This window comes from Bradyrhizobium sp. CCBAU 11430, from assembly GCF_028128855.1.
GTDB lineage: Bacteria > Pseudomonadota > Alphaproteobacteria > Rhizobiales > Xanthobacteraceae > Bradyrhizobium > Bradyrhizobium ottawaense.
Map to the genome: position 1 here is coordinate 287,943 of NZ_LBJV01000003.1, position 18,081 is coordinate 306,023.

19 protein-coding genes are annotated in these 18,081 nt (G+C 65.2%); 12 read left to right on the forward strand and 7 right to left on the reverse strand.

The window, feature by feature from the left end:
• The first annotated feature begins 9 nt into the window (after positions 1-9).
• Both XI04_RS01410 and XI04_RS01415 read left to right on the forward strand, forming a co-directional pair.
• Positions 10-849: a universal stress protein gene (locus XI04_RS01410; protein ID WP_028142574.1), complete on the forward strand. Its 840-nt coding sequence runs from the start codon at positions 10-12 to the stop codon at positions 847-849.
• Positions 850-916: 67 nt separating this feature from the next.
• Positions 917-3,610, forward strand: coding sequence for a bifunctional acetate--CoA ligase family protein/GNAT family N-acetyltransferase (locus XI04_RS01415; RefSeq protein WP_152102623.1), 2,694 nt, complete (start codon positions 917-919; stop codon positions 3,608-3,610).
• Between the two features lie 11 nt (positions 3,611-3,621).
• Here XI04_RS01415 and XI04_RS01420 read toward each other — a convergent pair whose 3' ends face one another.
• Positions 3,622-4,110 carry a hypothetical protein gene (locus tag XI04_RS01420; protein WP_038947182.1) on the reverse strand — a complete coding sequence of 163 codons (489 nt, stop codon included), beginning with the start codon at positions 4,108-4,110 and terminating at the stop codon, positions 3,622-3,624.
• Positions 4,111-4,386, reverse strand: coding sequence for a hypothetical protein (locus tag XI04_RS01425; protein ID WP_038947183.1), 276 nt, complete (start codon positions 4,384-4,386; stop codon positions 4,111-4,113).
• 175 nt (positions 4,387-4,561) lie between these two features.
• Here XI04_RS01425 and XI04_RS01430 point away from each other — a divergent pair, with 175 nt between their 5' ends.
• The 3 genes from XI04_RS01430 to XI04_RS01440 are packed head-to-tail and all read left to right on the forward strand — an operon-like array spanning position 4,562 to position 7,575.
• A complete protein-coding gene (locus XI04_RS01430; RefSeq protein ID WP_028142570.1) occupies positions 4,562-5,698 on the forward strand; it encodes an ABC transporter permease in 1,137 nt (378 codons plus the stop codon).
• 2 nt (positions 5,699-5,700) lie between these two features.
• A complete protein-coding gene (locus XI04_RS01435; protein WP_028142569.1) occupies positions 5,701-6,468 on the forward strand; it encodes an ABC transporter ATP-binding protein in 768 nt (255 codons plus the stop codon).
• A 3-nt stretch (positions 6,469-6,471) separates the two neighbouring features.
• Complete coding sequence (locus tag XI04_RS01440) at positions 6,472-7,575, forward strand: ABC-type transport auxiliary lipoprotein family protein (RefSeq protein ID WP_028142568.1); 1,104 nt, start codon at positions 6,472-6,474, stop codon at positions 7,573-7,575.
• A gap of 6 nt (positions 7,576-7,581) precedes the next feature.
• Here XI04_RS01440 and XI04_RS01445 read toward each other — a convergent pair whose 3' ends face one another.
• Positions 7,582-7,899, reverse strand: a complete 318-nt coding sequence (locus XI04_RS01445) for a c-type cytochrome (RefSeq protein ID WP_028142567.1) — start codon at positions 7,897-7,899, stop codon at positions 7,582-7,584.
• Positions 7,900-8,052: 153 nt separating this feature from the next.
• Between XI04_RS01445 and XI04_RS01450 the strand changes: the two genes are divergently transcribed.
• From XI04_RS01450 to XI04_RS01460, 3 genes are all read left to right on the forward strand, one after another.
• Positions 8,053-8,766: a helix-turn-helix domain-containing protein gene (locus tag XI04_RS01450; RefSeq protein WP_028142566.1), complete on the forward strand. Its 714-nt coding sequence runs from the start codon at positions 8,053-8,055 to the stop codon at positions 8,764-8,766.
• Positions 8,767-8,860: 94 nt separating this feature from the next.
• On the forward strand, positions 8,861-8,986 hold the full coding sequence (locus XI04_RS01455; protein ID WP_256379459.1) for a hypothetical protein: 126 nt from the start codon (positions 8,861-8,863) through the stop codon (positions 8,984-8,986).
• Positions 8,987-9,260: 274 nt separating this feature from the next.
• Positions 9,261-9,989, forward strand: a complete 729-nt coding sequence (locus XI04_RS01460; RefSeq protein ID WP_028142565.1) for a Crp/Fnr family transcriptional regulator — start codon at positions 9,261-9,263, stop codon at positions 9,987-9,989.
• A gap of 10 nt (positions 9,990-9,999) precedes the next feature.
• Here the strand turns inward: XI04_RS01460 and XI04_RS01465 are convergent, their stop codons facing one another.
• On the reverse strand, positions 10,000-10,776 hold the full coding sequence (locus tag XI04_RS01465) for a cyclase family protein (RefSeq protein ID WP_212428641.1): 777 nt from the start codon (positions 10,774-10,776) through the stop codon (positions 10,000-10,002).
• A gap of 292 nt (positions 10,777-11,068) precedes the next feature.
• Here XI04_RS01465 and XI04_RS01470 point away from each other — a divergent pair, with 292 nt between their 5' ends.
• From XI04_RS01470 to XI04_RS01485, 4 genes are all read left to right on the forward strand, one after another.
• Positions 11,069-12,040, forward strand: a complete 972-nt coding sequence (locus XI04_RS01470) for a TRAP transporter substrate-binding protein (RefSeq protein WP_212428642.1) — start codon at positions 11,069-11,071, stop codon at positions 12,038-12,040.
• Positions 12,041-12,104: 64 nt separating this feature from the next.
• Complete coding sequence (locus XI04_RS01475) at positions 12,105-12,656, forward strand: TRAP transporter small permease (RefSeq protein ID WP_028142562.1); 552 nt, start codon at positions 12,105-12,107, stop codon at positions 12,654-12,656.
• Positions 12,647-13,939: a TRAP transporter large permease gene (locus XI04_RS01480; RefSeq protein ID WP_028142561.1), complete on the forward strand. Its 1,293-nt coding sequence runs from the start codon at positions 12,647-12,649 to the stop codon at positions 13,937-13,939. The genes XI04_RS01475 and XI04_RS01480 overlap by 10 nt, the downstream gene beginning before the upstream one ends.
• Before the next feature lie 21 nt (positions 13,940-13,960).
• Positions 13,961-14,767: an SDR family NAD(P)-dependent oxidoreductase gene (locus XI04_RS01485; protein WP_271608809.1), complete on the forward strand. Its 807-nt coding sequence runs from the start codon at positions 13,961-13,963 to the stop codon at positions 14,765-14,767.
• A gap of 13 nt (positions 14,768-14,780) precedes the next feature.
• Here XI04_RS01485 and XI04_RS01490 read toward each other — a convergent pair whose 3' ends face one another.
• The 3 genes from XI04_RS01490 to XI04_RS01500 are packed head-to-tail and all read right to left on the reverse strand — an operon-like array spanning position 14,781 to position 18,075.
• A complete protein-coding gene (locus XI04_RS01490) occupies positions 14,781-15,479 on the reverse strand; it encodes a molybdate ABC transporter substrate-binding protein (protein ID WP_095425693.1) in 699 nt (232 codons plus the stop codon).
• Positions 15,476-17,608, reverse strand: coding sequence for a xanthine dehydrogenase family protein molybdopterin-binding subunit (locus XI04_RS01495; protein ID WP_271608808.1), 2,133 nt, complete (start codon positions 17,606-17,608; stop codon positions 15,476-15,478). Before XI04_RS01495 ends, XI04_RS01490 begins: the two co-directional genes overlap by 4 nt.
• Entirely contained in the window at positions 17,605-18,075 is a 471-nt protein-coding gene (locus tag XI04_RS01500) for a (2Fe-2S)-binding protein (protein WP_152102627.1), read from the reverse strand. The genes XI04_RS01495 and XI04_RS01500 overlap by 4 nt, the downstream gene beginning before the upstream one ends.
• Positions 18,076-18,081: the final 6 nt, after the last annotated feature.

The window sequence follows — 18,081 nt, forward strand, 5'->3', positions numbered from 1 at the left end:
AGAATCCCGATGCCCATCAAGGATGTCTTTCTGCCGCTTGTCGGCCAGCCCCGCGGACCGGCCCTGATTGCGATCGAGAAATGCGTGGCCGTCGCCGCCGACCTCGGCGCCAGGATCACGGGGCTCGCGCTCGAGGAAGACATTTTCGAGCGGCCGAAGGTGATGCTGCCTCATGATCGCGATTCCGCGGAGGCCGGCAGTTCGCGTGAGGCGAACGAGACGCAGCAGCTCCTCGATGCCTTCACCAACGCGGCGTCCCGCGCCGACATTCGCGCCCAGAGCCGAACGGGCAAGGTACCGGCGGACCAGATCGCGGCGATCCTGGCCGAGCATGCCCGTTTCAGCGATCTCACGCTGTTTCCCGTGAAGCCGCACGACAGCCGAACGGAGCACATCATCGAAACTCTCCTGTTCGAATCCGGGCGGCCGCTGCTGCTCTGCCCGGAGCAGCGTGCGGAGCAGCTGCGGCCGGAATTCGAGAACGTCATGATCGCCTGGGATCATTCTGCCCGCGCTGCGCGTGCGGTCGGCGACGCTTTGCCCATTCTTCAGGCTGCCACCGTGGTCCGCGTGGTGACGGTCGCAGAGGACAAGGCTGACGCGGTCGCGCAATCCGGCGCGGCTCTCGTCGACCATCTGAGAGAACACGGGGTCTATGCCTCCTTCGAAACGGTGACCGGCAACGGCAGCTCGATCGGCAAGGTACTGGGAAGTTGGGCGAATTCCCATGGCATGGATGCGATCGTGATGGGCGCCTACCATCATTCACGCCTGAACGAGATCGTGTGGGGCGGTGTGACAAAGACCGTCATTGGCCAGCCACCATGCTGGGTTATGATCTCGCACTAGGCTCGCCATTTTTCCCGGCCTGATCGTCAACCATCGGAACCGCCGTTGACCCGGCGCATTTGCTTTCATGTCAACCTATCGTCTCAACAATCTGCTGGCGCCGCGTTCAGTTGCGCTCGTTGGAGCGAGCGCCCGTCCGGTCTCAGTAGGACGCGCCGTTCTGGAGAACATTCACAAGGCCGAATTCAAGGGGCGGTTCGGCCTGGTCAATCCACGCCATGCCGAAATCGGCGGCGTCGCGGCGGTGAAGAGCCTGGACAGCTTGGACTTCGTGCCCGAGCTCGTGGTCATCACCGCGCCGGCGCGCGAGATTCCCGGTATCATCGACCAGGCCGGGCGTCGCGGATCGGCGGGCGCGCTGATCGTCTCGGCCGGGCTCGGCCACGGACCGGGCTCTCTGCACGAGGCTGCAATCGCGGCGGCCCGCAAATACGGCATGCGGCTGATCGGACCGAATTGCCTCGGCATCATGATGCCCGGGGTCAGCCTGAATGCCAGCTTTGCCGCGCACATGCCGGGGGCGGGCAGCCTCGCGCTGATCTCGCAATCGGGCGCGATTGCTGCCGGCATGGTCGACTGGGCTGCACAGCGCGGCGTCGGCTTTTCCGGCATCGTCTCCATCGGCGATCAGATCGACGTCGATATCGCCGATCTGCTCGACTATTTCGCGATGGATCACAAGACTCGCGCGATCCTGCTCTACATCGAATCCATCAAGGACGCGCGCAAGTTCATGTCGGCAGCGCGTGCCGCCGCGCGCGTGAAGCCCGTCGTCGTAGTGAAGTCGGGGCGCATGGCGCAGGGCGCAAAGGCGGCCGCCACGCATACCGGCGCGCTCGCCGGCGCGGACGCGGTCTATGACGCGGCGTTCCGCCGCGCGGGTGTCCTGCGGGTCTCCGATCTGCGTGAGCTGTTCGATTGTGCCGAGACGCTCGGCCGCGTCGAATCGCCGACGGGAAAGCGTCTCGCCATCCTGACCAACGGTGGCGGCATCGGCGTCCTCGCCGTCGATCGATTGGTCGAACTCGGCGGAATCCCGGCGACCATCTCGCCGGAGGTGCGCAAGACGCTCGATGCGGCCCTGCCGCCGACCTGGTCCGGTGCAAATCCCGTCGACATCGTGGGCGACGCCGACGCCTCGCGCTACGCGGCGGCGCTCGAGGTGCTGCTGGCCGATCGCGACAATGACGCGGTGCTGGTCCTCAACGTGCAAACGGCGATCGCCTCGGCCGCCGAGATTGCCACGACCGTGACCGAGCTCGTCGCTAAATATCGCGAGAAGCACCGCCGATGGGCCAAGCCCGTATTGGCCGCCTGGGTCGGGGCCGATCAGGACATCATCCAGGCGCTTTCCGGCGCCGGTATGCCCAACTATCCGACCGAGGACGACGCCGTGCGCGGCTTCATGCATCTGGTCCGGCACCGAGAAGTGGTGGAGGAGCTGAGCCAGGTTCCTCCCGCGATGCCCGATACGTTCGTGCCGGATGCCCGGGGGGCGAGGCAGATCGTCACCGCCGCGATCGCCGATGGCCGTGAATGGCTCGAACCGGTCGAGATCAAGCACCTGCTCGAAGCTTACGACATCGCCATGGTGCCGACCTATGCGGCGACCGATGTCGAGCAGGCGGTGGCCTATGCGAAGGAAATCTTCGCGCAGGGCGGCACCGTGGTGCTGAAGATCATGTCGCGGGACATCATCCACAAATCCGATGTCGGTGGCGTCGTGCTCAATCTGACGACGCCGGAGGCCGTGCGAGCGGCCACCTCCGACATTCTCGCCCGGGCGAGAAAGCTGCGGCCCGAGGCCCGCATCGGCGGCGTCATCGTCCAGGCGATGGTCGTCAAGGCGAAGGCGCGCGAGCTGATCCTGGGCCTCGCCGACGATCCCACCTTCGGCACCGTCGTCGTGTTCGGCCGCGGTGGCACGGCGGTGGAGATCATCAACGACAAGGCGCTGGCGCTGCCCCCGCTGGACTTGCAGCTCGCTCGCGATCTGATCGACCGCACCCGCGTGTCGCGGCTGCTAAAGGCCTATCGTGATGTGCCGGCGGTCAAGCAGGACGCCGTCGCCATGGTGCTGGTCAAGCTGGCGCAGATGGCGGCCGACATTCCCGAGATCCGCGAATTCGACATCAATCCGCTGCTGGCGGACGAAACCGGCGTGACCGCGGTCGATGCCCGCGTCGCGGTCGGGCCGCCGCAACGAAAGTTCGTCGGCTCAGGCCCGGCCAATTTCGCCGTTCGCGCCTATCCGTCGCAATGGGAGCGGCGCCTCAAGCTCAAGGACGACTGGCGCATCTTCGTGCGGCCCATGCGCCCCGAGGACGAGCCGACCATCCACGAATTCCTGCGTCACGTCACGCCGCACGACCTTCGCCTGCGGTTCTTCGCACCGATGAAGGAGTTTACCCACGAGTTCATCGCGCGCCTGACCCAGCTCGACTATGCGCGCGCGATGGCCTTCATCGCCTTCGACGAGGCCACCGGCGAAATGGTCGGCGTGGTCCGGCTCCATTCGGATTCGATCTACGAGAGCGGCGAATACGCGATTTTGCTCCGGTCCGATCTCAAGGGCAGGGGGCTCGGCTGGGCCCTCATGCAGCTGATCATCGACTACGCGCGGTCGGAGGGACTGAAGATCATATCGGGCGACGTGCTCAAGGAGAACAGCGTGATGCTCGAGATGTGCCGGCACCTCGGCTTCGAGGTCAAGCCGGACCCGGCCGAGCCCGATATCTGCGACGTCAAATTGAAGCTGTGAGCGCGCCTGCTTCACGAGCGCGCTTCAGCCGAATTCGCCGCGGCGGATGATTTGGCCGTGGTCCGCAAATTCCTGATGATGATCGCGATCAACGGCACCAGCACCGGCACGATCGTGCTGAGCGGATGATGTACCGCGCCTGACACCTGGGCCTGGAGCGCGCGCGCCTCGAGCTGAAGGGCTTCGATGGAGGTGTCGTGAATTTCGTTGGCGAGCTCGATATCGCGGCCTGACGGAGCGCGGCCGGCGATTGCGAACAGAGCGGCCGCGATGGCGAAATTGACGGCGCCGAGGATGGCCGCCGCGGCAATCGCGCTCCAGATCTGCACCAGCGCGAAATAGGCCGACAGTTCCAGCATCAGAAGCCCGAACGCCGCGATCAGGGCCGCAAAGGCACGCAGGCCGAGGCCAACAAGCAGATGGCGCAGCCTGATGTCCGCGATGATCCTGTCGGTGCGCCACAACGCGCGCAGATGTTTGACCACATTCTCGGTATTCACCTAGTGTCTCCTCAGCATGAAGCCGACAACGACGCCGAGCGCGAAGGCGGAGGCGAGCGATGTGATCGGACGGTCCGCAATGAGACCCTGAAGCTGCGCCTGCTCTTCGTCCACGGTCTCGCCGAGCTCGGTCAGCGCCGCCCTGATCTGATGGGCGAGGGCCTCGGCGCGGTCCTTCGAGCTCTCGAACATTTCCTCGCCGGCGGTCCTCAGCAAGCGTGTGACGTCAACCTTCAGTGCCCGCAATTCTTCGCTCATCCTGTCTCTGTCGAACATGGACTTGATATCCCCATTGAATGGACGCAAGCCTAGGGCCCGCGCGCGCGATCGCGCTTGATTTGCGTCAATCGGGCAGCGCAGTTCAGCTCTTGAGACAGGTCAAGCGGGCCGCCATATGCTGGCCTAGAAATGCCGTCTGAATGGGGACCGATTGTCCCGATGAGGTGGAAGCGTGAACCACGAACCGCTGTTGCTCGCGACGCCGTCCGGCGACGTGCTGAACCTGCGCCCTGAAGGGCCCTGGACCGCCGCGAATGTGGTCACGCTCGAGACATTGTCCCGGTCGGTCGGTGCCGACGTCGATCGCTCGCGCGTCGTCACCCTGGACATGTCGGGCGTCAGTGCGCTCGACACGCTCGGTGCCTGGGTCCTGGAAAAGCTGTCGCGCAGGGCCGCAACATCGGGCAGGTCGGCCGAATTCGTCGGCGTCGCCGATCATTTCAGCGGGCTGCTGGATGAGGTGCGCCAGGTCAACCGCCACACGCCGGCCCCGACGGCTGCGCCCAATCCGGTGCTGGCGAGGCTGGGCGATCTCGGCAAGTCCACGGCCGACGCGCGGGAAGACGTCACGATCTTCCTGCAGATGCTCGGCGCATTGTTCATGGCCGTGATAGGCGTGCTGCGTCGGCCGCGTTCGCTGCGGCTGACCTCGCTGGTGTATCAGCTCTACCGCATCGGGTGGCAGGCGATCCCCATCGTCGCGCTGATCACCTTCCTGATCGGCGCCATCATCGCACAGCAGGGCTTCTTCCACTTCCGCAGGTTCGGCGCGGAGTCCTACACCGTCGATATGGTCGGCATCCTGGTGCTGCGCGAGCTCGGCGTGCTGATCGTCGCCATCATGGTCGCGGGACGGTCGGGAAGCGCCTACACCGCCGAGCTCGGCTCGATGAAGATGCGCGAGGAGATCGACGCGCTCTCGACCATGGGGCTCGATCCCGTCGACGTCCTGATCCTGCCGCGCGTTGCGGCCCTGGTCATTGCGCTGCCGATCCTCACCTTCATCGGATCGGTCGCCGCGCTCTATGGCGGCGGTCTCGTCGCGCAGTTCTATGGCGACATGGGGCCGGCGATCTACATCGCGCGGCTGCACGAGGCCATCTCCGTTACCCATTTCGAGGTGGGCATCCTGAAGGCGCCGTTCATGGCGCTGGTGATCGGAATCGTGGCCTGCAGCGAGGGCTTGCGCGTCAAGGGCAGCGCGGAGTCGCTGGGGCGGCAGACCACGACGTCGGTGGTGAAGTCGATCTTCCTGGTGATCGTGCTCGACGGCCTGTTCGCGATCTTCTTTGCCTCGATCGGAATGTGACGATGGACGTATCGCAGGACGAGTTCGCGATCCGCGTCCGTGATCTCGTGGTCGGATTCGGCCGCCAGACCGTGCTCGACCATCTGTCGCTCGACGTTCGCCGCGGCGAGATTCTCGGGCTGGTGGGGGCGTCCGGCGGCGGCAAGTCGGTGCTGATGCGCACCATCATCGGCCTCATCCCGCGCCAGGGCGGGACCATCGAGGTCATGGGCCAGCCCACCGGCGGCCACGGCCGCGGCGCAGCCACGACATGGGGCATCCTGTTCCAGCAAGGCGCGCTGTTCTCCTCGCTGACGGTCCGCCAGAACGTCCAGTTTCCCTTACGCGAAAATCTTGTCCTGTCGCAGGAGCTGATGGACGAGATCGCGATCGCCAAGCTCGAGATGGTCGGCTTGCGCGCCCAGGACGCCGACAAATATCCGGCGGAGCTGTCGGGCGGCATGACCAAGCGCGTGGCGCTGGCGCGCGCGCTCGCGCTCGATCCGCCGATCCTGTTCCTGGACGAGCCGACCTCCGGCCTCGATCCGATCGCCGCCGGCGATTTCGACGCGCTGATCACGACGCTGCAAAGAACGCTGGGGCTGACCGTGTTCATGGTGACCCACGACCTTGCGAGCCTGACCACGGTCTGCGACCGCGTCGCCGCGCTGGCCGACGGCAAGATCGTGGCGATCGGCCCGATGCGCGAATTGCTGCAATCCGAGCATCCCTGGGTGCGCGCCTATTTCCACGGCAAGCGCTCGCAGATGCTGCAACACGAGATGAGATGAGACATGGAAACCCGCGCTCCCTACGTGCTGATCGGCAGTTTCGTGCTGGCCGCGATCCTCGCGGTGTTCGGCTTCGTCTATTGGCTGAACAACACCGGCGGCATCGGGCCGCGCACGAACTATCACGTGCAGTTTCAGGGGCCGGTCCCGGGCCTCCTGGTCGGCGCCGGTGTGCTGTTCAACGGCATCCGTGTCGGTGAGGTGACCCAGCTCGCGCTCGCGCCGGATAACCCGCGCTTCGTCAATGCGACGATCTCGGTTGCGACCGCCACGCCGGTGCGTTCCGACACCAGGGTCGGCCTCGAATTCCAGGGCCTGACCGGCGTGCCGGTGGTGACGTTGGAGGGCGGGGTTGTTGTTGCCAAATCCGGCGAGCCCGTGACCTTGATCGCCGAGGCCGGCGCCGGCCAGAGCATGACGCAGGCGGCGCGCGATGCGCTGCGGCGGGTCGACACGGTGCTTCAGGACAATTCCGGCCCGCTGAAGGACACCATCGCGAATTTCAGGACGTTCTCCGACGGCCTCGCGCGCAACACCGGCAAGCTCGACGGCATCATTGCGGGCCTGGAGAAGATGACCGGCGGTGGGACGCCCGCGCAGAAAATAACCTACGACCTGCGCACGCCGAAGAATCTCGGGCCGGCCGGCAAGACGCTCTCCGCTTCCCTGGCCATTCCCGAGCCGACCGCGGTCGCAATGCTGCAGACCCAGCGCATGCTGTTCGCGCCCGTCGGGGACAGACCGGGCTTTGCGGATTTCCTCTGGGCCGACAGCATTCCAAAATTGGTGCAGGCACGCCTGATCGACAGTTTTGAGAATTACGACATCGCCCACGCCCCCCTACGCACGACCGACCTCGGTCAGGCGGATTACCAGCTCCTGATCGACATCCGGCGCTTTCGGATCGCCACGGAGGGCGAGGCACGGGTGGAGATCGATCTGTCGGCGCGGATCGTCGACAAGAACGGCAAGGTGGTGGCATCCCGCCTGGTCGAGACCAGCGAAAAGCTCGACAAGGTCGAGCCGGCCGCTGCAGTCGCCGCCTTCGATGCAGCCTTTGCCCGCATCGCCAAGGAGCTGATCGGGTGGAGCGTGCAGGCAGTGTGACGCCGTCTATTCCAGCGTCTTCAGGTAGGACAGGAGATCGTGGATCTGGTCCGGACTGAGCTCGAAGGCCGGCATGTCGTCGTGACCGGTGTAGATCCCTTCGGCCAGCGCCTCACCAAGGGTCTCGATCGGATAACGCCGGTGCAGCGTGCGTAGCGGAGGCGCGCCCTCGAGCGGGCTGTGGGAGACGCGGTCGATCGCGTGACAGCGTGCGCAATTGGCCCGTGCGAAGGCCTTGCCGCGTTGTTCGGCGGTCGGGGCCGCCAGCGCAGGCGTCATCAGAAGCAGCCCAATCAGGCCGTGACGCAGGGCAGCTTGCAGCATGGAAAGTGATCCCGTCGAACTCTGGAAGCAGAATATGACGGGGATGCCACTCAAATTTGATCTCTGTCAATTGGCTTTGGCGCAGTGCAGTAAAATGCACGGGCGCGGTGGACCCGACCCGGTGTCGGGAGCAGCCGGCGCGGGGAGCGGTGGATGAAGCCTTCCGTGGTCACGATTGAGCCGAACGGGCATTTTTGCAGCGATTGCGCCGTACGCGGAGCGGCGGTTTGTTCGTCGCTGGATGCGGCCGAGCTCAGGGAATTCGAGCATCTCGGCCGCCGCGTTCATTTTGACTCCGGCGAGACCGTGTTCTCCGAGGAGGACATGACGACCTCGTTCTACAACGTCCTCGAAGGCGTCATGCGGCTGTACAAGCTGCTGCCCGACGGCCGGCGGCAGATCGTCGGTTTTGCCTTGCCCGGCGATTTCCTGGGGATGAACATCTCCGGCCGGCACAATTTTTCGGCCGATGCGATCGGCGCGGTGACCGTGTGCCAGTTTGCCAAAGCGCCCTTCGGCCGCTTCATCGAGGACCGGCCGCAGCTGCTCAGGCGGATCAACGAGCTGGCCATCCGCGAATTGAGCCAGGCACGCGACCATATGGTCCTGCTCGGCCGACGCTCGGCCGACGAGAAGGTCGCGACCTTCCTGCTCGGCTGGCGGGAAAGGCAGGTCGCGCTCAAGGGTCTGTCCGACACGGTCCCGCTTCCGATGAGCCGTCAGGACATCGCCGACTATCTCGGCCTGACCATCGAAACCGTCAGTCGCACCTTCACCAAGCTGGAGCGTCACGGCGTGATCGAGATCATTCACGGCGGCATCAGCCTGCTCGATCCTGTCCGTGCCGAGGCGCTGGCCGCAGCCTGATAGCCCATCCGCAACGCCCCCGACGTTTTTGATCTCGATCAATGACGCTGGCCTGCTGCAGCAAAATAATGCCCCAGACCTTTGGGAGGGGATAATGCCCGCTGATGCGTTGCTGGTGACCATCGTCGTCGTCGCGATCTTCGTCGCATTCGCCGCAGCTCTGGCTTGGGCAGACCGGCAAACCAGTGCGGGCCGGCTCGATCCGGATTCCAAGCGCTGACCTCCTGAGGTCTTGATCCGCTCAGACGCGCCAACAGCCGACGCTTGGCCGGCTTGGCCTTCGCCAGCGCCTCAACGCAAGCGCGGCTTGCGCTGCCTGCAACTCTGCATCGACCGGACCGCATCGGCGCATCCTTCGGATGCAGGCTTTCGGCTTGAACGCGGCCTTTTCGGGGCATTTGCCACAAATCGCGCGGGTGCTTTCCGGTTGAAAAGCCTGATAACGTTGACTACGCAGGAACCTCAGTGCCTCGCAGTCTTAGGAGCCCCGCGGCGTGCCTCAGGACAAGACCGGCGACCCCCGACAGTCGGCGGGCAATAAACTATCGGTCCTGCGCAAGCACCCGATCTTCGCGGATCTGGAGCCGGAAGCGCTCGATCAGCTTTGCCGCTACGCCAAGCACACCACCGTGAAGCGCGGCGCGACGATCGCTGCCAAGGGCGATCCCGGCAACAATCTGTTTGCGGTGATCACGGGGACAGTGAAGATTTCCTCCTCGTCGCCCGACGGACGGAACGCCATTCTCAATCTGATCGGTCCCGGAGAAATCTTCGGCGAGATCGCGGTGCTTGACGGCGCTCCCCGGTCAGCCGACGCGACCGCCAACACCAATTGCGAGCTCTACATCATCGATCGCCGGGACTTCCTCCCGTTCGTGAAGAGCCAGCCGGCGCTGGCGATGAAATTCATCGAGCTGCTCTGCGCCCGTCTGCGCTGGACCAGCCAGCAGGTCGAGCAGGTCATCCTGCAAAATCTGCCGGGGCGGCTGGCGAGCGCGCTGCTCGGTCTCACCGAGGAGCGCAAGTTCGACTCCGGCAGCGGCACGCTCGCCATCACGCAGCAGGAGATCAGCGAGATGGTGGGGATGACGCGCGAGAGCATCAACAAGCAATTGCGCGCCTGGGCCGGCCGCAACTGGGTTCGCCTCGAGCACGGCGCCATCGTCGTGCTCGATACGGATGCGCTGCGCGAACTCGCCGAGAGCGGCCTCGACGGCGAGTGAGCGCGTACGCCTAGCCATCGATGATGGCGACTGCGCGGGTCCAGCCCGCGGAGGCGCGTTCGATCTTCACCGGAAAGCACGAGACCGTGAAGCCGGTCGAGGGCAGCTGGTCGAGATTGTGCAGTTTCTCCAGATGGCAATAGCCGATGTGCCGTCCCGCCTTGTGGCCTTCCCAGATCAGGCCGGCATCTTTTGTCTCGGCATATTTCTTCGCGGTGTAGAGGAACGGCGCGTCCCAGCTCCAGCCGTCCGTGCCGGTCAGCCGCACCCCGCGTTCGAGCAGATACATGGTGGCCTCATAGCCCATGCCGCAGCCGGAATTGACGTAGTCGGCCTTGCCGAATTTGGCGCCGGCGCTGGTGTTGACGACCACGATCTCTAGCGGCGACAGCGCGTGCCCGATGCGCTTCAGTTCCGTCTCGACGTCCTCAGCACTCGCCACGTAGCCGTCGGGCAGATGCCGGAAGTCGAGCTTCACGCCGGGCTGAAAGCACCATTCCAGCGGCACCTCGTCGATCGTCCAAGACCGCTCGCCGCGGTTCATGGTCGGATGGAAGTGCCAGGGCGCATCGAGATGCGTGCCGTTATGGGTCGACAGCGAGACCTGCTCGACGGCCCAGCCCTGGCCATCGGGCAAATCCTGCGCCTTGAGGCCGTCGAAAAACTGCAGCATGCGCGGCAGGCCCTGCTGGTGATCGATGTACTGGATGGTCGGATGGTTGCCCGGCGGATCGGCCGTCACGTCGTTTCTGAGCGGCACCGAGATATCGATCAGCTTCCGCGGCATGGGCATTCCTTCGAAATAGTCCGCTGTTTCGGACATCTTGAGGGGCCTCTCTTGGTCGCGTCAAGTCACGTGCCGGCGACGCAAGCCGTCCCGCCGGCTTCCACGACGGCGCGAATTGCGCCAGATTGATCGATGCAACTGCTGCATCGATCAATGCCGGATTTGGCTTGGACATGGAATGCCGCGCGCCCTAGGGACGACATTGGCGCTTGACTTCACACCTGAAGGGGAGCGACCCAAGGCGGCCTGCAGCCTGCCGACAACGACATAATCAACCCAGGAGGAAGCCCAGATGAAGACACTCACCGGTATCATCGCAGCCGTTGCAATGGTGCTCTCAGCGCCGCTGGCGACCGCACGCGACTTCCGCTCCGCCGACATCCATCCCGCCGATTATCCGACCGTAGAGGCCGTCAAGTTCATGGGCAAGCAGCTCGCGGCGGCGAGCGGCGGCAAGCTCGGCGTGAAGGTGTTTCCGAACGGAGCCCTGGGCTCGGAGAAGGACACCATCGAGCAACTCAAGATCGGCGCGCTCGACATGATGCGGATCAACGCGTCGCCGCTCAACAACTTCGTGCCGGAAACGATCGCATTGTGCCTGCCGTTCGTCTTCCGCGACACGCAGCACATGCGCACCGTCCTCGACGGGCCGATCGGCGATGAGATCCTGGCGGCGATGGAGCCCGCAGGCCTGGTCGGCCTTGCCTATTACGATAGCGGCGCCCGGTCCATTTACACCGTGAAGGCGCCGGTCAAGTCGCTCGCGGACCTGAAGGGTCTGAAGATTCGTGTCCAGCAGTCCGATTTGTGGGTGGGCATGATCCAGAGCCTCGGCGCCAACCCGACGCCGATGCCGTATGGCGAGGTCTACACCGCGCTCAAGACCGGCCTGGTGGATGCAGCCGAAAACAACTGGCCTTCTTACGAGTCGTCGCGCCATTTCGAGGCCGCCAAGTTCTACAACATCACCGAGCACTCCCTGGCACCCGAAGTTCTGGTGATGTCCAAGAAGGTCTGGGACACGCTGAGCAAGGAGGATCAGGCGATGGTCCGCAAGGCGGCCAAGGAATCGGTACCAGTCATGCGCAAGCTCTGGGACGAGCGTGAGCAGGCGTCCCGTAAGACGGTCGAGGCCGCCGGCGTTCAGGTCGTGACGATCGCCAACAAGGCGGAATTCGTCGACGCGATGAAGCCGGTGTACCAGAAGTTTGCGGGTGACGAGAAGCTGCAGGGCCTCGTCAAGCGTATCCAGGACACGAAGTAACGCCACAGCGTCGGGTCCGGCGTCGCCGCGAAGGCGACCCGGACCCTTGCAAGGAGACGCGGGAATGACAGACCCACACGTCGCAGACCACGAGCAGGGGGCGGTCGCCGTACGCCCGGCGACCGGCTTGCTGTCGCGCGTCAATGCCGTCGTCGCGCGCGCGGGCATGTATCTGTCCGTGAGCGGACTGCTCCTCATCGTCACCGTCGTGTTCTATCAGGTGTTCGGTCGTTACGTGCTCAATTCGAGCCCGACCTGGACGGAGAACCTTGCGCTGGTTCTCATCCTGTATGTCACGCTGATCGGCGCCGCCGTCGGCGTGCGCGATGCCGGACACATCGGCATGGACAGCCTGCTGGTGATGCTTCCGGATCACGCGCGAGAGAAGATCGAGCTCGTCATCCACGTCCTGGTGGCCGCGTTTGGCGTCGCGATGGCCTATAACGGCTGGATTCTCGGCGCATCCGTGGGGACCGTGAAGATTCCCAATCTCGGCCTCCCCGAGGTCATCCGCTACGTCCCGCTGATCGCCTCCGGCGTCCTGATCGTCTCCTTTTCAATCGAGCACATCATTGCTCTCCTGCGCGGCGAAGAGGTCGTCCCCTCATGGAACTGATCATCCTCGGCGCCACGTTCTTCGGCTTCCTGATCCTCGGCGTCCCGGTTGCCTTCGCGATCGGTCTTTCGGCGATCTGCACCATCCTCTACGAAGGTCTGCCGGTCGCCGTCATCTTCCAGCAGATGATGTCGGGGATGAACATCTTCTCGTTCCTTGCGATTCCCTTCTTCGTCTTCAGCGGTGAGCTGATGCTGCATGGCGGGGTCGCCGACAAGATCGTGCAGCTCGCCAAGAATCTCGTCGGTCACATCCGCGGCGGGCTCGGCATGTCGAACGTGGTCGCCTGCACCCTGTTCGGCGGCGTCTCCGGATCGCCCGTGGCCGACGTGTCGGCGATGGGCGCGGTGATGATCCCGATGATGAAAAAGGAGGGGTTCGACACCGACTACGCCGTCAATGTCACGACCCACGCTTCGCTGGTGGGCGCCTTGATGCCGACCAGCCACAACATGATCATTTATGCCCTGGCAGCCGGGGGCAAGGTCTCGATCGGCGCGCTGATCGCCGCGGGCCTCCTGCCGGCAATCGTGTTGATGGCGTGCATGCTGGTCGCCGCTTATGGCGTTGCCGTGAAGCGCGGCTATCCGGCCGGCAAGTTCCCGGGCTGGGCCGAGGTTTTCCGCTCGCTCGCGGCCGCGCTGCCGGGCCTTCTGATCGTCGGCATCATCCTGGCGGGCATCCTGTCCGGCGTCTTCACGGCAACCGAATCTGCCGCCGTCGCGGTCACCTATACGATGCTGCTGACGTTCTTCATCTACCGCACCATGACCTGGAGCAACTTCCTGCGCGCCGCCGCCAAGGCGGTGAAGACGACGGGCGTGGTGCTGCTGCTGATCGGCGTCTCCACCATGTTCCAGTATCTGATGGGGCTGTACGAGGTGGCGGACCTCGCCGGCGACCTGATGAGCAAGGTCTCCACGCAGCCCTGGGTCATCTTCCTGCTCATCAACGTCATCCTGTTCGTGCTCGGCACGTTCATGGACATGGCCGCGACCATCCTGATCTGCACCCCGATCTTCCTGCCGATTGCGATGAAGGCGGGCATGGATCCGGTGCAGTTCGGCATGCTGATGCTGATCAATTGCGCCCTCGGGCTGAACACCCCGCCGGTCGGAACCACGCAGTTCGTCGGTTGCGCCATCGGCGGCATTTCGGTGGGCGCGGTGATGCGCACCATCCTGCCGTTCTACGCCGCGCTGATCGCAGCACTGATGTTCGTGACCTACGTCCCTGCATTCTCGCTGTGGCTGCCTCGCCTGCTGATGGGTTACAAGGGCTAGCAGCTACAGGAGAAGCTATCAGTGACTGACTATCGCAAGCTCTTTGATCTCACCGGCAAGACGGCCGTGGTGCTCGGCGCCGCATCGGGCATCGGCAAATCGTCAGCCGAGGCGCTGGCTGGGCTCGGGGCCCGCGTCGTCTGCGCCGATCGCGCGCTTGACGCCGCGGAGGCGACCGCCGCCCGGATTCGCGACAAGGGCGGCTGGGCGGAAGCAGCCAGCTGTGACGCCGCGAGCGCTGCGGACGTCAATGCGCTGGCCAAAACGGTGATGCAGAAATTTGCCCGGCTCGACATCGCGGTGACCACGCCCGGGCTCAACATCCGCAAGACCATCCTCGACTACACCGAGGAGGACCTCGACCGTGTCCTCAACCTCAACGTCAAGGGCACGGTGTGGTTCTTCCAGGCGTTCGGCCGCATCATGGTCGCGCAAAAGGGCGGCAGCATCATCGCCTGCTCGTCGGTGCGCGCGGTGACCATCGAGCCGGGCCTCGGCGTCTACGGCTCGACCAAGGCGGCCATCGGCCTGCTGGTGAAGGGCTTTGCCTCCGAGGTCGGCCATGCCGGCGTGCGCGTCAACGCGATCGCGCCGAGCATCGCCGAAACCGCGCTGACCGGCCCGTTCAAGCAGCGCCCCGACATCTACAATCTCTACGCCGGCCACACCGTGTTCAACCGCTGGAGCAGCGCCGACGAGGTCGCGACCGCAGTGGCCTATCTTGCTTCGGATGCCGCCAGCTATGTCAGCGGCAGCACGCTGTTCGTCGATGGCGGCTGGACCGCCGTCGACGGCCCGCCGACAGGCCTCACCCAGCTGCACAAATAGGGCGTCATCGGCTCTAGCCGGTAAAGCCAGCGCGCTGGCGCAGGTCCTTCCGATCTGCGCCGGTCAGCAACGCGATCAGCGCTGCCGCCTCTGTCGGATGCGCTGCCCGCATTGTCACGCCGGCCGTGTACATCGTCACGAGTTCGCAGCCGGGCGGCAGCGCCCCTGACAATGCAATGCCGTCTGTCGCGATGATCTCGGTCGCCTGCGTGCATCCGATCGGCTTTGCCGCGCCAGATGCCGCGAGCTCCCGCATCGCGGTTGCACCGTTCGGAAAGATCTTCAGGCGCGATGCCACCTCATAGCCGATGCCGAGCTGGTCCAGCACTTTTGCGAAATGCTGGCCCGCGGTCGAGGCCTTGGTGTCGGGGACATAGATTGCATCGGCGCCGCGCAGCACGTCGCGCAGATCGGCCTCCGTCTTCACCGTCACCTTGAGATCGCGGCTGCGGACCGCCAGCGCGGTCTCGACCCGGCCGACATCCGTGATCGATGAGGGGACGATGAGCTTCTCCTCGGCAAGCCTCGCAAGCAGTGCCTGCGTCAGGATCACAAGATCGGCCGGCGTGCTCGCGCGCAGCTTGTCCGCCATCACGCCGACCGCGCCGAACTCGCCGGCGATACCGAGGCCGGTTTGCGCCTTGAAAGCGTCGGTGACGCCGCGCACCAGGCCTTGTGCCGCGCCGCCGCTCAAAACGTTCACTGTCGTCAAGGCGCACGCTCCATCGCTGCAATGATCTTGTCGCGCGTGATCGGCAGGTCGCGCACACGCACGCCGAGGCAATCATACACCGCATTGGCGATCGCCGCCGTCACCGGGCCGTGCGCGGCTTCGCCGGCGCCGACCGGCTCGATCTCCGGCCGCTGGATGATCTCGACGTCCACGGCCGGCACCTCGCTGAAGGTCAGGATCGGATAGTCCGTCCAGGAGGTCGAGGTGATGCCGGTGCGGTCGAACCGGACGCGCTCCTTCAGCACCCAGCTCGTGGCCTGGATCGCGCCGCCCTCGATCTGGTTGACCACGCCGTCCGGATTGATGGCCTCGCCGACGTCGACTGCAAGCGTCAGCCGCTTGACGCGGATGTCGTCGGTGCCCTCGATCTCGGCAATCGCAGCGCAATAGGCGCCCATGTTCTTGTAGCGGGCAAAGCCGACGCCGTGACCGATGCCGGGCTGCTTCTGCGGCTTCCATGCGGCGCCTCGCGCCGCAGCGCTGATGACATCGCGCGCCCGCTCGTCACGCAAATGCCGCAGACGGAACGCGATCGGATCTTCGCCGCGCAGGGCAGCGATCTCGTCGAGCAGGGACTCGATGGCGAACACGTTGCCTTGCCCGCCCAGCGTCCGCAGCGCCGAGGTGCGCACCGGCATGGTCAGCAGCCGGTGGCTCGTGATCGTCCAGGCCGGGAAGTCGTAGAGCGGGACGGAGTTGCGGTCGCCGCCGCCGCCATTGGCGGCCGGCGGGTTTGTCGAGATCATGCGGGGATAGGGATTGGCGATCTCGGTTGCGGCAAGCAGCGCCGGCTGCGCCGCGCGTCCCGGCCTTGCTGCATGGCCGTTGCTCCAGATCGCGTGGCGCCAGCCGGCGATCTCGTTGCCTGCATCGAGATCGGCCTCGATCTCGATGGCCATCGCCGCCCCAAAGGGCGCGTGGGACATCTCGTCGTGCCGTGACCACTGCACGCGCACCGGACGGCCACCGGCCGCCTTCGCCAGCAGCACGGCGTCGAGCGCGACGTCGTCGGCCGCATTGTGTCCGTAGCAGCCGGCGCCCTCGATGTGCTCGACGACGATGTTCTCGGCCGGCAGCTTCAGCACGATCGCGAGATCGGCGCGCAGGAGGTAGACGCCCTGGCTGTGCGTCCAGACATGGACACGGTCACTATCCCATCGGCCGATGGCGCAGGACGGGGCGATCGAGGCGTGGGCGATGTAGGGGCGGGTGTATTGCCGGCGGAGGGTCTGGACGGGCTTGCGCGCCGGCTCCGCCATCCTGGTGTCGATGATGCTGCTCTCGACCGGCTGGCTCTTCAAAAAGCCCGCCAGATCGTCTTCATCGGGCAGCGGCTCGCCCGCCGACCATGTCGCGCTCTTGCGCAAGGCCTTGAGCGCTGCGTCCGCGGCCGCCTCGTTGTCGGCGACCACGCCGGCAAAGCCGCCGTCGCGGACGATCGCAATGAGGCCGGGGACTGCGCGTGCAGCCTCCTCATTAAGTGCGATCAATCTGGCGCCCGAGATATCCGGCCGCAACACCCGTCCGTGCACCAGTCCCGGCAGCGCAAGGTCGTGGATGAAGCGCGGCCGCGCGAACACCTTGTCGGGAATGTCAACACGCTGGACCGAATGTCCGGCGACGGTGCGCCCGGCGGCACTCTTCGCTGTCGGGCCTGCGGTGACGTCGTGGTCGAGCGAGACCTCGTCCATCAACTCCCAATAGCTGGTCCTGACATTGCCGGGACCAGAGATGGTGCCGTCGTCGACATCGAGCAGCGATGCATCGACGCCGAGACGTTCCGATGCCGCACGAAGGAAGCGCTGGCGCACCTCGGCACAGACCTGACGCAGCGCGCGGCCGGACTGCTGGATCGAGAGACTGCCGGAGGTGACGCCTTCGTTCGGGCTCGTCGCCGTCGAGGCACGGATCATGTCAATGCGGCCGATCTCGACATCGAGCTCGTCCGCCGCGATCTGCGCCAGCGCCGTAACGATGCCCTGGCCGATCTCGACCTTGCCGGGCGAGATCGCCACACGGCCGTCATCGGTCAACCTTACCCATGACGACAGCTTGGGATTGGCGATGAGGCTGACAGGCAGTTTCGGGGCAGGGGATGGCACGCTCATGACGCCGCCATCTCCGCCGCCGCACGCAGCACGGCGCGGACCATGCGGTTATGCGACCCGCAGCGGCACAGATTGCGATCCAGTGCGGATCTGACCTCTGCCTCCGTCGGTGACGGATTGCGCTTGAGCAGCGCCGCGGCGCCGACGAGAATTCCTGCGACGCAATAGCCGCACTGCATCGCCTGTTCGGCGATGAAGGCACGTTGCAGCGGATGTGGTTGCTCTGCGGTGCCGAGGCCCTCCACCGTGACGACGTCCTTGTCGGCGACCGACCACATCGGCATGTCGCAGGAGGTCATCGCGCGGCCGTCGACCATGACGTGACAGGCGCCGCACTCACCGGCGCCGCAGCCGAAATGGGCCCCCGTCGCGCCGAGACGGCCGCGCAGCACATCGAGCAGCGTCTGATGGGGATCGGAATCCACGGTCGTGGCTGCGCCGTTGAGCCGGAATTGAATGGTCGGCATGATCGC

What these genes read in the sequence shown, in the direction of transcription:
- XI04_RS01410 (WP_028142574.1), top strand. Translation starts at nt 10, where the DNA reads ATGCCCATCAAGGATGTCTTTCTGCCGCTTGTCGGCCAGCCCCGCGGA.
- XI04_RS01415 (WP_152102623.1), top strand. Translation starts at nt 917, where the DNA reads ATGTCAACCTATCGTCTCAACAATCTGCTGGCGCCGCGTTCAGTTGCG.
- XI04_RS01425 (WP_038947183.1), bottom strand. Translation starts at nt 4,386, where the DNA reads ATGTTCGACAGAGACAGGATGAGCGAAGAATTGCGGGCACTGAAGGTT.
- XI04_RS01435 (WP_028142569.1), top strand. Translation starts at nt 5,701, where the DNA reads ATGGACGTATCGCAGGACGAGTTCGCGATCCGCGTCCGTGATCTCGTG.
- XI04_RS01440 (WP_028142568.1), top strand. Translation starts at nt 6,472, where the DNA reads ATGGAAACCCGCGCTCCCTACGTGCTGATCGGCAGTTTCGTGCTGGCC.
- XI04_RS01445 (WP_028142567.1), bottom strand. Translation starts at nt 7,899, where the DNA reads ATGCTGCAAGCTGCCCTGCGTCACGGCCTGATTGGGCTGCTTCTGATG.
- XI04_RS01450 (WP_028142566.1), top strand. Translation starts at nt 8,053, where the DNA reads ATGAAGCCTTCCGTGGTCACGATTGAGCCGAACGGGCATTTTTGCAGC.
- XI04_RS01455 (WP_256379459.1), top strand. Translation starts at nt 8,861, where the DNA reads ATGCCCGCTGATGCGTTGCTGGTGACCATCGTCGTCGTCGCGATCTTC.
- XI04_RS01465 (WP_212428641.1), bottom strand. Translation starts at nt 10,776, where the DNA reads ATGCCGCGGAAGCTGATCGATATCTCGGTGCCGCTCAGAAACGACGTG.
- XI04_RS01470 (WP_212428642.1), top strand. Translation starts at nt 11,069, where the DNA reads ATGAAGACACTCACCGGTATCATCGCAGCCGTTGCAATGGTGCTCTCA.
- XI04_RS01475 (WP_028142562.1), top strand. Translation starts at nt 12,105, where the DNA reads ATGACAGACCCACACGTCGCAGACCACGAGCAGGGGGCGGTCGCCGTA.
- XI04_RS01480 (WP_028142561.1), top strand. Translation starts at nt 12,647, where the DNA reads ATGGAACTGATCATCCTCGGCGCCACGTTCTTCGGCTTCCTGATCCTC.
- XI04_RS01495 (WP_271608808.1), bottom strand. Translation starts at nt 17,608, where the DNA reads ATGAGCGTGCCATCCCCTGCCCCGAAACTGCCTGTCAGCCTCATCGCC.
- XI04_RS01500 (WP_152102627.1), bottom strand. Translation starts at nt 18,075, where the DNA reads ATGCCGACCATTCAATTCCGGCTCAACGGCGCAGCCACGACCGTGGAT.